The sequence below is a fragment of the Variovorax rhizosphaerae genome, from assembly GCF_037889975.1.
Lineage (GTDB): Bacteria > Pseudomonadota > Gammaproteobacteria > Burkholderiales > Burkholderiaceae_C > Variovorax > Variovorax rhizosphaerae.
On record NZ_JBBKZT010000006.1, the window covers coordinates 350381 to 365170 of the forward strand.

7 protein-coding genes are annotated in these 14790 nt (G+C 66.5%); 6 read left to right on the forward strand and 1 reads right to left on the reverse strand.

The annotated features are described in order from the left end of the window. Positions 1-6: 6 nt before the first annotated feature. Genes WKW82_RS15160 through WKW82_RS15175 form a run of 4 tightly spaced genes read left to right on the forward strand, consistent with a single transcriptional unit; the run spans position 7 to position 2838 of the window. Positions 7-441, forward strand: a complete 435-nt coding sequence (locus WKW82_RS15160) for an SRPBCC family protein (RefSeq protein WP_340343125.1) — start codon at positions 7-9, stop codon at positions 439-441. A 41-nt stretch (positions 442-482) separates the two neighbouring features. Continuing rightward, positions 483-953, forward strand: coding sequence for a nuclear transport factor 2 family protein (locus WKW82_RS15165; protein WP_340343126.1), 471 nt, complete (start codon positions 483-485; stop codon positions 951-953). 9 nt (positions 954-962) lie between these two features. Then, positions 963-2438, forward strand: coding sequence for an SRPBCC family protein (locus tag WKW82_RS15170; RefSeq protein WP_340343127.1), 1476 nt, complete (start codon positions 963-965; stop codon positions 2436-2438). A 22-nt stretch (positions 2439-2460) separates the two neighbouring features. Next, positions 2461-2838: a VOC family protein gene (locus tag WKW82_RS15175; protein WP_340343128.1), complete on the forward strand. Its 378-nt coding sequence runs from the start codon at positions 2461-2463 to the stop codon at positions 2836-2838. Between the two features lies 1 nt (position 2839). Here the strand turns inward: WKW82_RS15175 and WKW82_RS15180 are convergent, their stop codons facing one another. Further along, positions 2840-3694 carry a 4a-hydroxytetrahydrobiopterin dehydratase gene (locus tag WKW82_RS15180; RefSeq protein ID WP_340343129.1) on the reverse strand — a complete coding sequence of 285 codons (855 nt, stop codon included), beginning with the start codon at positions 3692-3694 and terminating at the stop codon, positions 2840-2842. A 170-nt stretch (positions 3695-3864) separates the two neighbouring features. Here WKW82_RS15180 and WKW82_RS15185 point away from each other — a divergent pair, with 170 nt between their 5' ends. Further along, positions 3865-5097, forward strand: coding sequence for an MFS transporter (locus WKW82_RS15185; RefSeq protein WP_340343130.1), 1233 nt, complete (start codon positions 3865-3867; stop codon positions 5095-5097). Between the two features lie 558 nt (positions 5098-5655). Further along, positions 5656-14790, forward strand: a complete 9135-nt coding sequence (locus tag WKW82_RS15190; RefSeq protein ID WP_340343131.1) for a cadherin-like domain-containing protein — start codon at positions 5656-5658, stop codon at positions 14788-14790.

Consider the following 14790-nt stretch of genomic DNA (forward strand, 5'->3'; position numbering starts at 1 on the left):
CGCGTCGTGGTCAATGTCTACACGTCCAGCGTCATCGATGCCAGCGCAGACAACGTCTGGTCGCGCATCCGCGACTTCAACGGCCTGCCGAAGTGGCATCCGCTCATCGCCGACAGCCGCATCGAGAACAGCCAGCCGGCCGACCGCATCGGCTGCATCCGCCACTTCCACCTGAAGGACGGCGGCATGATCCGCGAGCGGCTGCTGGCCCTGTCGGACTACGAATACAGCTGCACCTACGAGATCCTCGAAAGCCCGATGGGCGTCACCAACTACGTCGCCACGCTCAAGCTCACACCGGTGACCGACGGCGCGCGCTGCTTTGCCGAATGGAGCGCCGAATTCGAATGCGATGCGGGCCGCGAGCGCGAGCTGACCGACTCGATCGGCAATGGCGTCTTTCAAGCAGGCTTCGACGCGTTGAAGCGGTCTGCGCGCTGAAGCTTTCCCCACCAGAGACCGCGCCTGGAAGGTCATCCTCAATGAAGCGACTCAAGGAATTGGCAGTGGTCTGCGCGCTTGGCCTCTGCGCCGCCAGCGCATGGTCCGAACCCATGAAGCTGCCGCCGTTGAAAAAGCAGCCCACGGTTGAGAAAGTGATCGCCGAGCACCTCGACGCGCTCAACAAGTCCGACTGGAACCGCCTGATGGCACAGTACCCCAACGATGCGCAGATCCACCTGCCCAACGGCCAGGTCGTCAAGGGCCGCGCGGCCGTCGGCGAGTTGTTCGCCGGCTTCGTCAAGGCGCCGCCGGACGGGTTGAAGGGCATCCGTTTCACCAAGGTCGGCGCCGTCCAGGTGGGTGACACGATCGCCATGAACTGGAAAGCCGAAGCCGACTTCCTTGAAGAGCCCTACACCGGCTCCGACGCCTATATCACGCACAACGGCCTGATGGCGGCGATGGTCAGCACCTTCGACGGCAGCAAGCTCAAGTTCAAGAAGAAGTAGACCCCTCGAATGCTGCAGAAAGTCGTCCGCTCCACGGTCATCGACGCACCGATCGAACGCGTCTGGGCCGTGCTGCGCGACTTCAACAGCCACGACCAATGGCACAGCGCCATCGCGGAAAGCCGCATCGAGGGCAACGAGCGCAGCGACCAGGTCGGCTGCGTACGCAGCTTCACGCTGAAGGACGGCAACCGCATCCGCGAGCAACTGTTGACACTGGACGACACACAGCACAAGAGCACCTACTGCATCGTCGAGGCCACGCTGCCGTTGCAACGCTATGTGGCGACGGTGACGCTGAAGCCGGTGACCGACGGCAAGAAAACCTTTTGGCATTGGGAGTCGACCTTCGCGACGCCGCCGGGCATGGAGCGTGAGCTGAGCGAGACGGTGGCCAAGGGTGTGTACGAGACCGGCTTCGACAACCTGCGGCAGCATCTCCTTCAGCGCAACGATTTGCGAACGGACCGTGGCGGTGCGATGCCCACCGCCCTGCCGGTGCCGACGCGCCGCGTGGTGCTGCAGCGCTACGGCGGACCGGAGGAGTTGCGTCCGGAAAACGCCGATGCCGATTCGCCCCGCGCCGGTGAAGTCCGCATCCGGCAGCGCGCGATCGGCATCAACTTCATCGACGTGTACCTGCGTCGCGGCTGGGTGCCGCAGATGCTGCCGGTGTCGTCCACCGCGCCAGGCGTGCTGGGTATGGAAGCGGCGGGTGGCGTGATCGATGTCGGCCCGAACGTCTCGGGCTTCCTGCCCGGTGACCGCGTGGCCTACATCGGCCCGCAGCCGGGCGCCTATTGCAGCGTGCGCAGCGTGCCCGCCGAATGGGTGGTGCGGCTTCCCGCCGCCGTGGAAGACGACATGGCCGCCGCGCTGCTGCTCAAGGGCATCACGGCCGACTACCTGCTGCATGACCTGGGCCGCGTGCAGCGCGGCACGCGGCTGCTGGTCCATGCGGCGGCCGGTGGCGTCGGGCTGCTGGTGTGCCAGTGGGCGCGCAGGCTGGGCGCCGTCGTGATCGGCACCGTGTCCACCGATGCGAAGGCCCGAGTCGCACGCGATCATGGCTGCGAGCATGTCATCGTCACGCGCGATTACCGCTTCGCCGACGCGGTTCAGCGCCTGTGCGGCGGCGCCGACGTGGTCATCGACGGACTGGGCGATGCCGCGCGCGACGAGAACCTCGTCGCCCTCGCCCGCCGCGGGCACTGGATCAGCCTCGGCCAGGCCAGCGGCCCCTTGACGCCACTGCCGCCCGATGCGCTGGTGGCCAAGTCGCTGAGCTTCTCGCGGCCGGTGGTGTTCGACTATGTGTCGACGCACGCGCAACTGGCCGAGCGTGCGCAGCAGGTGTGGAGCGCACTGGCCGATGGCGCGATCAAGCCCCCACCCATCGAACGCTTCTCGCTCGACGCCGCCGCGCAAGCGCATGCGCGGCTCGAATCACGCGCCACCATCGGCGCGCTCATACTCGTCCCCTGAATTCGCCCACCGGAGACTGCACATGATCGTCGGCATGAACCACTTCACCATCACCGCGGAAGACGAGCAGAAGACGCTGGACTTCTACACCGGCCTGCTCGGCCTCAAGGTCGGCCATCGGCCGGACCTCGGCTTTCCCGGCGCCTGGCTCTACGGCACCGGCCCGCAGGCGGTGCTGCACATGTACTTCGGCCGCCCGGTGCCGGCGCAGCGCACCGGCGTCATCGATCACATGGCCTTCACCGCGCAAGGCCTGCGCGAGGTGAAGGCGCGGTTCGATGCGAGCGGCGTCAAGTACGACCTGCGGCAGCAGGCCGGCGCGGGGACGTGGCAATTGTTCTGCCATGACCCGAACGGGGCCAAGGTGGAGCTGGACTTCGATCCGTCCGAGCAGCCCTGAATCAGGCCTCGGACTTCTTCTTGTAGGCAATGAAGAGTTCGTCGAGGTACTTTGCCAAGCGAATGTCCTTGTAGGTCAGTTCCCCACCGATATCCAATGACGTCAGGCTGACGATCAGGTTGACCCAGACGTTCTCCCAGCGCGGATGATGGTCGATGAACGAGATGTGCCGTGCCGCGGTGTTCATGAAGTGAATGCAATCCTCGAAAGTCTGGAACACATAGGCCTTGGTCAGTTCGTTCATCAGCTGGGTTCCGGTTTCAACAGGACGCATGGACTTCCTGATCGTCCACCCCGAACCCGGATCGATGCTGTTGCTTGATTCCTCGTCGCTGAGCGGAACCGAGATGTCGCGCTTCGGCGGATGTGCCATTTGCGAACCCAAGCTTCTTGGCAATACCTTCGCCCGCTCCAATTCTTCGAAAAAGAACTTGACGTCCCTGGGCCAGTACTTCTGGGAGATCTCATAGTTCTGAATCTTGCACAGTGGCTTGAGCGCGTCCGGAAGCGCGTCTTCCTCAAGCTGCGGCGCACCTTGGACCAGCAGCGGAATCACCTGCTTGTTGTTGGCGAGCCCATGGACGATCTCGTTCCTGACCCAGTCGGCATCGTTGTCGATCCTGCGCCGGCCGTATTCGTCGTGCGTGTGTATCCACTTGGGACCGATGATCGCCAGCACGACGCTGGCCGCGCGCAATGCCTTCTCGATCTCTTGGGTCCAATCGCTTCCGACGCGTATGGAGTCGGTGTCCATGAAGACGTCGCCTTCGCCATACCGGACGCCGAAGTCGGCGGCGATCTGTCTCGCCGCCGTCCCGCTGTCCTGCCGCCGATAGGAAATGAATACCTTGGTCATCTGAAGCCTCCAGCGTAAAAACCGCGACGTGAGGTTGACGGTCGAATGCCTTCGCGGCAACCCCTCAACGGGTGAGAGTTGGCGTTGGCCGCGCCCAAACACGCAACAGGGTTTTCATCAAGAATCCTGTTCATGCCCGAGCCGCCCGCCCGGGCCGAAACTCCTTCCGCATGGCTTCCCCTCCTCCGCCCACGTCTTCCGCGCCGACCGGCTTCTCCCTCCGCAAGATCGCCATCCCGGCCTTCGGTCCGTCCCTGCTGTTCGGCATCGGAGAAGGCGCCATCCTTCCCATCGTCCCGCTGACGGCGCGCGACCTCGGCGCCTCGGTGTCGATGGCCGCGCTGATGGTCGCGCTGATCAGCATCGGCTCGCTGCTCAACAACATCCCGGCATCGCTCATCACCATGCGCTGGGGCGAGCGCTGGGCCATCGTGGTTGCGGGCATCTGGAGCGGTCTGGGCATGTCCTTGTGCGTATTGACCTCGCACCTGGGCCTGTTCGCGACGGGCTGCCTCATGGTGGGCATGTCGCAGGCGGTCTACAACCTGGCGCGCCAGAGCTACATGACAGAAGCGGTGCCGATCACGTACCGCGCACGGGCGCTGTCGACGCTGGGCGGGGTGATGCGCATCGGCATGTTCATCGGCCCCTTCCTCGCGGCCGCGGCGGTGCATGCCTTCGGCCTGCAGGCGGCCTATGTGATCGGGATCATCGGGGTGCTGGGCGCGGCGGTCGTTGGCGCGCGCATTCCCGACCTGCCGGTGCCGCCGCACCCTGCCGGGCAGGACGCGCCGGCAACGCCCACCTTGGTGTCGACGCTGCGGGACCACCGCCGCGTGTTCCTCACCATCGGCGTCGGGGTGGTTCTGGTCAGCGCGGTGCGGGCATCGCGCCAGGCCGTCATTCCGTTGTGGGCCGAGCACCTGGCGCTGGCGCCCGCGGTGGCCTCGCTCATCTACGGGCTGGCCGGCGGCATCGACATGCTGGTGTTCTACCCCGCAGGCAAGGTCATGGATTACAAGGGCCGGCGCTGGGTGGCGGTGCCGTCGATGCTGATCATGGGGGTGGCGATGCTGCTGATGCCGCTGACCACCGGGTTCGCGACGCTGTTGATGGCCGCACTGGCGATCGGCTTCGGCAACGGCATCGGCTCGGGGATGATCATGACGCTCGGCGCCGACCACTCGCCACGCCACGGGCGGGCCCACTTCCTGGGCGTGTGGCGGCTGATGTCGGACATCGGATCTTCATCCGGCCCCGCCCTGCTGTCCTTGCTGGCGGCGAGCCTGTCGCTGGCCCTGGGCATCGCCGCCACCGGACTGATCGCGCTGGTGGCGGCTGCCGTGCTGGCCTCGTCGATTCCGACCCGTCGCACGGGAGCGGGCGGCGCGCACGAAAAGTAGGACAGTTCGTCACGCTGCGTCTTCGGCGACACCAGCGGTGAAGGGTTCCCGGCTGCAGCCGCGTGAACATGTATCCCCTGAAGCCGAACGCGGCGGTGATGCAGAGGTTCCCATGCTGGGGTCCACGCTGCAGGCATGGCGCCGCGCCACGCGTCGCGTGCCGGGATGCCAGGCCGAGTCAGGCCCCCAACCAACCCGTTCCCCCCACGTTACACATCGGTTCACGGAAACCGCCCGTCCCCCTGTGTCGCTGACGAACAAAGGCACCGGCAAAAAGTCAACCCGAATTCAGGGGATACCGGCACAAGAGCAAATCTTTACAAAATGTGTCGTGCTCTCCTACGCCAGTACTACTTTCCAATTACTTCCAACGCAAGCGATCGGAGCGCCCTCGCGCGGCAACCCAGCGCACCGGCCACCTGACCCGGGCTCCACTTGATTTCGATCCCGTGCTCCACGCATCACCCGACATCGCAGACGACGCCCGGCCCGGACCGGCAGTCGCAGCGCCCTTTCATTCTTCTTTCCTCCTCTTTCCACCTTTGAAGGCAACCTGTCATGAGCCAGTCCCAGCGCATCGCATTTGTCGACGTTTCCGTTCCCGACTACCAGGCCCTGATCGCGTCGCTCGATGCAGGCGTGGAGGTGGTGCTGATCCAGCCCGATCACGACGGCTGGACCCAGATCGCCGAGGCGCTGGCCGAACGCGGCGGTGGGTTTGACGCGATCGACGTGTTCAGCCATGGGGCACCAGGCGCGGTGTACCTGGGCAGCGGCGTGCTGACCGCATCCACCTTCGGCGCCTACGTACCGGCGCTGGCGGCGCTGGGCCAGCAACTGGCCGCAGGGGCCGACATCCTGCTCTACGGCTGCGGCGTCGCGGACGGCACGGCAGGCCAGGCACTGATCGCGCAGATCGCGCTGGCGACCGGAGCGGACGTGGCGGCGTCGACCGACGCGACGGGTGCGGCGGCGCTGGGCGGGGATTGGGTGCTCGAGGCCGCAGTTGGCGACGTGAACACGCTGGCGCACGATGGCGTCGGCTACGCAGGCCAACTCGCCGCGCCGAAGGTCGTCAAGATCTTTCTCGCAGACGACGGCTACCACGGTTTCGAGCCCTGGATCAGTGACGGCACCGCCGCGGGCACGCGAATGCTGAAGGACATTGCGCCCGGCGCTTTCAGCGGCGCCCAGCAACTTATCGCGACCTTGCCCAATGGCAAGGTGATCTTCCAAGCGGGAGACAACGCGCAAGGCACCAATTTGAATCTTTGGATCACGGATGGCACCGAAGCGGGCACGGTCCTTCTCAAAGACATCTGGTCAAACACTGCCACTCACCCCACCTACTTCGGAACGCTGGGCGATGGTCGTGTCTTGATGACGGCGTACAGCGCCAGCGGTCTGGAACTCTGGGTGACCGACGGCACAACCCCGGGCACCACGCTGGTCAAAGACATCTTCCCGAACGGGGCGGGTTCCTCCCCGCTATACGTCGGCAAGCTGGGCGACGGGAGGGTCGTGTTCGGTGCGACCGCTTCGGGGCAATCGCAACAGCTCTGGATCACGGATGGCACCAACGCCGGGACAGCACTGCTGAAGGACGGGTTCGCGAACAGCACCACTGGTGCCCAGTTTGAAGCGGTGGGTCCGATGGGAGACGGCCGCATCCTCTTCAGAGGCGCGGCGACAGGAACCGCAAACGAACTCTGGATCACCGATGGCACCACCGCCGGAACCGTGATGCTCGGAGACATCTATCCGGGTGCCACCGGCAGTTCGCCCAACTACCTGGCAGCGCTGCCGAACGGCAAAGTCCTCTTCTCCGCCATCACCACCGGCGCAGAGCGCGAGTTGTGGATCACGGACGGCACACCGACTGGCACGACTCTTTTGAAGGACATCAATCCCGGCACCAATTCGTCGAATCCTGCCCACATCGCCACGTTGAGCAATGGCCGCGTGCTGCTGGCCGCAACCACCGCAAGCAACGGCTATGAGCTGTGGACCACCGATGGCACCGCCGCCGGCACGGTGCTTCTCAAAGACATCAACCCAGGCACGGCCTCGTCGTTTCCATCGCCGCTGTCGATGGGCACCTTGGCCGACGGCCGCGTCTTGCTCTCGGCGAACAACGGGACAACGGGCGCCGAACTCTGGGTCACCGACGGCACCGCTGCAGGCACCGTTCTGCTCAAGGACATCGATCCGGGAACGGGCAGTTCGAATCCCATCGGGCTGATCGCGCTGGGCGACGGCAGGGTCCTGTTCATCGCAAGCACCGCCGCGACGGGCGCCGAGCTCTGGATCACTGACGGCACCACAGCCGGCACAGTGCTCGTGAAAGACATCTACTCCGGCACCGTCAGCGGGGCGAACAACCAGGCGACGCTGCTCGCCGACGGTCGTGCGCTCTTCTGGGCGCAAGACGCCACGCATGGCTACGAGCCATGGGTCACAGACGGCACGCCCGCTGGAACGATGCTTGTCAAGGACATCGCCACGGCCACGCTGCAGTCCAGCCCGAGTTCTCCCTTCGCACTCGCCGACGGCCGCGTGATGTTCTCGGCCACGACCAACACGCTGGGCCAGGAGCTGTGGATCTCCGACGGCTCGGCGGCCGGTACGCTGCTGGTGAAGGACATTGCACCGGGGATGGCCGGGTCTTCTGCAGCGCCGATCGCACAACTCGGCAACGGGCGCGTGCTCCTGACCGCCGCGGATCCTGCGAGCGGCCAGGAACTCTGGGTGACCGACGGAACCGCGGCAGGAACGACGCAACTCGCCGACATCTTCTCGGGGAGCGGTGGCTCGAACATCGTGTTGCTGAAGGTGCTGGCGTCCGGCAAGGCGCTTTTCTATGCGAGCAGCGCGACGCTCGGACGCGAGATCTGGGTGAGTGACGGAACGGCGGCCGGCACGTCCGTGCTGAAGGACATCAACCCCGGGTCCGCATCGTCCGCCGCCACGAGTGCCATTGTCGGCACTCTCGGCGACGGGCGCGTGCTCTTCAATGCAGACAACGGAACGGTTGGTCAAGAGCTCTGGATTACCGACGGAACGTCGGCGGGCACCGTGCTCCTCAAGGATCTGACGCCCGGCGCTCCGAGCTCGACGCCGACTCTGGGCTACACCTTCGGCAACGGCAAGGTCATTTTCAGCGCCGTGCCGGTCGCTGGCGCGCCACAGCTGTGGTCGAGCGACGGGACGAGCGCGGGAACCACGGTGATCGCTTCTGTCGCGGCGAGCCTCGACAGCACGTTTTCCAAACTGACGCTGCCGGATGGACGCCTGCTGTTCGCCGGGCAGACGACGACGAATGGCCTGGAGCTGTGGATCACCAACGGCACCAGCGCCGGCACGAGCCTCGTGAAGGACATCAATGTCGGCAGCGGCAGTTCGTCGCCGATCGGCCTCGCGACCTTGCCGGACGGCCGCATCCTGTTGCGCGCGGTGCAGAGCGGGAACGACAGCGAACTGTGGGTGACCGATGGCACTGCGGCAGGCACGCAGTTGGTGAAGGACATCAACACCGGCAGCGCGAGCAGTGCACTTGCCTACTTCGGGACGCTGCCCAGCGGTCGGGTGCTGCTGGTCGCGACAACGGCCACCCAAGGCCGTGAACTCTGGGTAACGGACGGCACCACGTCGGGCACGACACTGGTCAAGGACAGCTTCGCTGGCGCGGACAGTTTCAATCCGTCCAGCCCGATGGCCCAGCTTGCCGACGGCCGGTTTCTGTTTGCGGCCATCGGCAGCTTCACGAGCGGCACCGAGCTCTGGGTGACGGATGGCACGGCCGCCGGCACGGTGATGCTCAAGGACATCTATCCCAATGGCTACTCCAACCCGACGCTCGTCCGCGTCCTCGGTGACGGGCGTGTGCTTTTCGCGGCCACGGACTACGACGCAGGCCGCGAACTGTGGATTACCGACGGCACGGAAAGCGGAACCGTGCGCGTCACCGACATCAACACGGCCACGCAATCGATGGGGGGGCCGGTCGGTCCGTTCTACATACCGTACGCACCGACGCTCGACCTGACGCTGCCGACCTATGCGCCCTCGACAACGCCTGTCTCGCTGGCTCCGATTGCCGAAGACAGCGGCATCCGATTGATCACCCAGGCGCAGTTGCTCGCGAACGCCAGCGACGCCGACGGCGACAGCCTGGTCGCGAGCAACCTGGCCATTGCCTCAGGGTCGGGCACCCTGGTCAACAATGGCAATGGCACCTGGAACTACACGCCAGCGCCCAACGACAACACGGCCGTCAGCTTCAGCTACACGGTGAGCGACGGTGGCCTCAGCACCGCAGGCAGCGCGACCTTGGACATCACGCCGGTCAACGATCCGCCGCGAGCCAACGCCGATACCGTCAGCACCAATGAGGACCAGGCCCTCACGATCAATGCCAGCCAACTGCTGGCGAACGACACCGACGACGAGACCGGCGGCCCCTTGACGATCGCATCGGTCGGTGACGCCTATGGCGGCACGGTCGTTCTCGACGCCAACGGTTCGATCACGTTCACGCCCACGCCCAACCTCAGTGGTTCGAGTGCCGGCTTTTCGTACACCATCACCGATGGACTCTCCACCAGCGCCGTCCCCGGCCAGGTGGAGGTGTTGGTGAACCCGGTCAACGATGCGCCCACCGCGTCCACCGTGACGCTCCCAGCCATGTCCGAAGACGGGGGACCGCGCCTCATCACCCCAGCCGAACTCCTGGTCAATGCAGCAGACGCCGATTTCGATCCGCTGAACGTTGCTTCGGTGACTTCCGGCGTCGGAGGGACCGTCGTCCTGGGCGCTGGCGGCCAGGTCACCTTTACGCCCGATCCGGATTTCTTCGGCACCGCGAGCTTCCAATACGTGGTCACGGATGGACTGGCATCGAGTGCCCCGGCATTGGCTCAGTTCGATGTCATTGCGCAGAACGACGCGCCCGTCGCCGTGGCCGACACGCTCGCCGCAACCGAGAACCAGCCCGTCACCTACACCGCCGCGCAGCTGCTGGGCAACGACACCGACATCGACAGCACCACGCTGTCGATCGCCTCGGTCACTTCGGGCACGGGCGGCACAGTGGTGCTCAACGGCAACGGCACGGTCACCTTCACGCCGACCGCCAACTACAACGGCGCTGCCAGCTTCACCTACACGGCCACCGATGGCACGACCGCGAGCAACGCAGCCAACGTGACGGTCAACGTCGGTGCCGTCAACGATGCGCCGACCACCACGCCGGTCACGCTCGCCGCCATCGCCGAAGACAGCGGCGCCCGTCTCATCACGCAAGCCCAGTTGCTCGCCGACGCGAGCGACCTCGACGGCGACAGCCTCGTCGCGACGAACCTCTCGATCGCCACGGGCTCTGGCGCCCTGGTCAGCAACAGCAACGGCACCTGGAGCTACACGCCCGCTCTCAACGACGACACGGCAGTGAGTTTCAGCTACACCGTCAGCGACGGCAGCCTGAGCGTCGCCGGCAGCGCGACACTTGACATCACCCCCGTCAACGACGCGCCGCTCGCTGTCCCTGACGCGCTCTCCGCCACCGAAAACCAGCCCGTCACCTACACCGCCGCGCAGCTACTGGGCAACGACACCGACATCGACAACACCACGCTGTCGATCGCCTCGGTCACTTCGGGCGCGGGCGGCACGGCGGTGCTCAACGCCAACGGCACCGTGACCTTCACGCCAACCGCCAACTACAACGGCGCTGCCAGCTTCAGCTACACAGCCACCGATGGCACGGCCACGAGCAACGCAGCCAACGTGACCGTCAACGTCGGTGCCGTCAACGACGCACCGACCACCACGCCGGTCACGCTCGCCTCCATCGCCGAAGACAGTGGCGCCCGCCTCATCACCCAGGCGCAGCTGCTCGCGAACGCGACCGACATCGACGGCGACAGCCTCGTCGCGACAAACCTGACGATCGCCACCGGCAACGGCGCCCTCGTGAACAACGGCAATGGCACCTGGAGCTACACCCCCGCGCTCAACGACGACACCGCCGTGAGCTTCAGCTACACGGTCGGCGACGGCAGCCTCACGGCAGCGGGCAGCGCGACGCTCGACATCACGCCCGTCAACGACGCCCCCGTCGCCAACGACGACGTCTTCACGACCAGCGAGAACCAGCCGATCACCATCACCGCAGCGCAACTGCTGGGCAACGACATCGATGTCGACAGCACCAACCTGGCGATAGCGGGCACTTCGCAAGTCGCCGGCGGGACGCTGGTGTCTGCCAGCAACGGCACGCTGATCTTCACGCCGGACGCGGGCTTCAATGGCGTCGCCAGCTTCGGCTATGCGATCACCGATGGCCTTCTCGGCAGCAACTTCGCGACCGTGACCGTCAACGTCGGCGCCGTGAACGACACACCGACGACGACTCCGGTCACCTTGGCGCCGATCGCCGAAGACAGCGGCGCCCGTCTCATCACGCAAAGCCAGCTCCTCGCCAACGCCACCGACCAGGACGGGGACGCATTGGTCGCGACCAACCTCGCGATCGTCACGGGCACCGGCGCCCTGGTCAACAACGGCAACGGCACCTGGAGCTACACGCCCGCGCTCAACGACGATACGGCGGTGAGCTTCAGCTACACCGTGAGCGACGGAAGCCTGAGCGTTGCCGGCAGCGCAACGCTGGACATCACGCCGGTCAACGATGCGCCGGTTGCCACGGCCGACACCTTGTCCGCCACCGAGAACCAGCCGGTCACCTACACCGCCGCGCAACTGCTCGGCAACGACAGCGACGTCGATGGCCCGGCACTCACGATCGCATCAGTCACCCCAGGCACCGGCGGCAGCGTCGTTCTCAACGCCAATGGAACGGTGACCTTCACGCCGACAGCCAACTTCAACGGTCCGGCGACCTTCGGCTACACGACGACCGACGGCACGGCCACGAGCAACGCAGCGACCGTAACCGTCAACGTCGGCGCCGTCGACGACGCACCGACCACCACACCCGTCACGCTCGCCCCGATCGCCGAAGACAGCGGCGTGCGCCTCATCACGCAAGCCCAGTTGCTCGCCAACGCGAGCGACCCCGACGGCGACAGCCTCGTCGCGACGAACCTCTCGATCGCCACGGGCGCTGGCGCCCTGGTCAGCAACGGCAACGGCACCTGGAACTACACGCCCGCGCTCAACGACGACACGGCAGTGAGTTTCAGCTACACCGTCAGTGACGGCGGCCTGAGCGTCGCCGGCAGCGCGACGCTCGACATCACGCCGGTCAACGATGCGCCGGTTGCCGTGACCGACACCTTGTCGGCGACGGAAGACCAGGCGGTCACCTACACCGCCGCGCAACTGCTCGGCAACGACACCGACGTCGACAGCACGACCCTGACGGTCGCCTCGGTCAGCGCCGGCACCGGCGGCACGGTGGTCCGCAACGCCAACGGCACGGTGACGTTCACGCCGACCGCCAACTTCAACGGCGCCGCGAACTTCAGCTACACGGTGAGCGACGGCAGCGCGACCAGCGGTCCGGCCGCCGTGACGGTCAACGTGGCGCCGGTGAACGACGCACCGACCACGACGCCAGTCACGCTGGCGCCGATCGCCGAAGACAGCGGCGCGCACCTCATCACGCAGGCGCAGCTGCTCACGAACGCGACCGACCTCGAAAGCAACCCGCTGGCCGCCTCGAACCTGGCCATCGGCAGCGGCGGCGGCACGCTCGTCAACAACGGCAACGGCACCTGGAGCTACACCCCGGCGCCCAACGACAGCACGGCCGTGAGCTTCAGCTACACGGTGAGCGACGGCAGCCTCGCGGCGGCCGGCAGCGCAACGCTCGACATCACGCCGGTCAACGACGCGCCGGTGGCCAACAACGACAGCCTCGGCGCCACCAGGAACCAGCCCGTGGTCTACACGGCGGCGCAGCTGCTCGGCAACGACACCGATGTCGACAACACCACGCTGTCGATCGCCAGCGTGACCTCGGGCAGCGGCGGCACCGCGGTGCTCAACGCCAACGGCACCGTCACCTTCACGCCGACCACCGGCACCACCGGCAACGCGAGCTTCAGCTACCGGGCCACCGACGGCACGACCACCAGCAACGCCGCGACCGTCACGGTGGCCGTGGCGCCGCCGGCGGGCAACCAGCCGCCGGTGGTCGCCACGCCCCTGCCCGACCGCGCCTACCTGCGTGCGACACCGTTCCTGTTCGCGGTGCCCGGGTCGACCTTCAGCGACCCGGACGCCGACACGCTCGCCCTCAGCGCGACGCTGGCCGACGGCTCGCCACTGCCCGACTGGCTCGAGTTCGTTCCGGGCGTCAACTGGTTCGTCGGCATCCCGGGCGTGGAGGACATGGGCGCGCTGCAGGTGCGCCTGACCGCACGCGACCGGACCGGCGCCACGGTCAGCGATGTGTTCGCGCTCGACATCAAGGCAGCGTCCGGCGACAACGTCGGCACGGCCAATGGCGAGACGCTCAACGGCACCAGCGCCAACAACGTGATCTACGGCCTGGCCGGCAACGACACGCTCAACGGCGCCGCGGGCAATGACCAGCTCGTGGGCGGCACCGGCAACGACCGCCTCGACGGCGGCAGCGGCTTCGACACCCTGTACGGCGGCACCGGCGACGACACCTACGTCGTCGACTCGGCATTGGACCGCGTGGTCGAGCGTGCCGGCGAAGGAAGCGACACCGTGCAGTCGAGCGTGTCGCATGCGCTCGATGCGAACGTCGAGAACCTGGTGCTGACCGGCAGCGCAAACATCGATGGCACCGGCAACGCGCTGGCCAACGTGCTCACCGGCAACGCGGGCCGCAACACGCTCACGGGCGGTGGCGGCGACGACCGCCTCGAGGGCAATGCCGGTGCCGACACGCTCGACGGCGGTGCGGGTGCCGACACGCTGGTCGGCGGCGACGACAACGACAGCATACTGGTCGATGGCAACGACCTGACCGGCGACATCATCACCGGCGGTGCGGGCAACGACACACTGGTCTTCACCGGCAACGTGAACCTCGGCAGCGCCGGCTTCACGATGAGCGGCGTCGAGACGCTCGACATGCGCGGCTTCACGCTCGGGGTGACGGGGACCACGGCGCTGAACCTGTCGGCGCTGGCCTTGCTCAACGGCGGCGCGATCAACGGCGACGGCGCGGCCAACAACATCACCGGTACGCAGGGCGCCGACCAGATCAATGGCGGCGCGGGCAACGACATGCTCCGCGGTGGCGCCGGCAGCGACACGATCCGCGGCGGCACCGGCAACGACGTGATCGTGGGCGGGGTCGGCAACGACCAGCTCTATGGCAACGTCACGGCCGCGGGCGACGGCAACGCCGACACCTTCGTCTTCAACACTGCGCTCAACGCGAGCACCAACGTCGACCGGATCTTCGGTTTCGAGGCCAATGCGACCGACCGCATTGCGCTCGACCCGGTGATCTTCGCGAAGGTCACGAGCGGCGCCACGGCAGGCCTCGACAGCGGTGAATTCCGGGCCAGCGCGGGCGGCAACGCAGCGGATGCGAATGACTTCATCCTCTACGACACCGCGACGGGCAACCTGTTCTACGACGCCGACGGAACGGGTGCCGGCGCCAAGGTGCTGTTCGCCAACCTGGGCGGCCTGACCGGCACGCTCGACCACACGGATTTCACGACCCTCCTGCCGCCGGGCATCTGA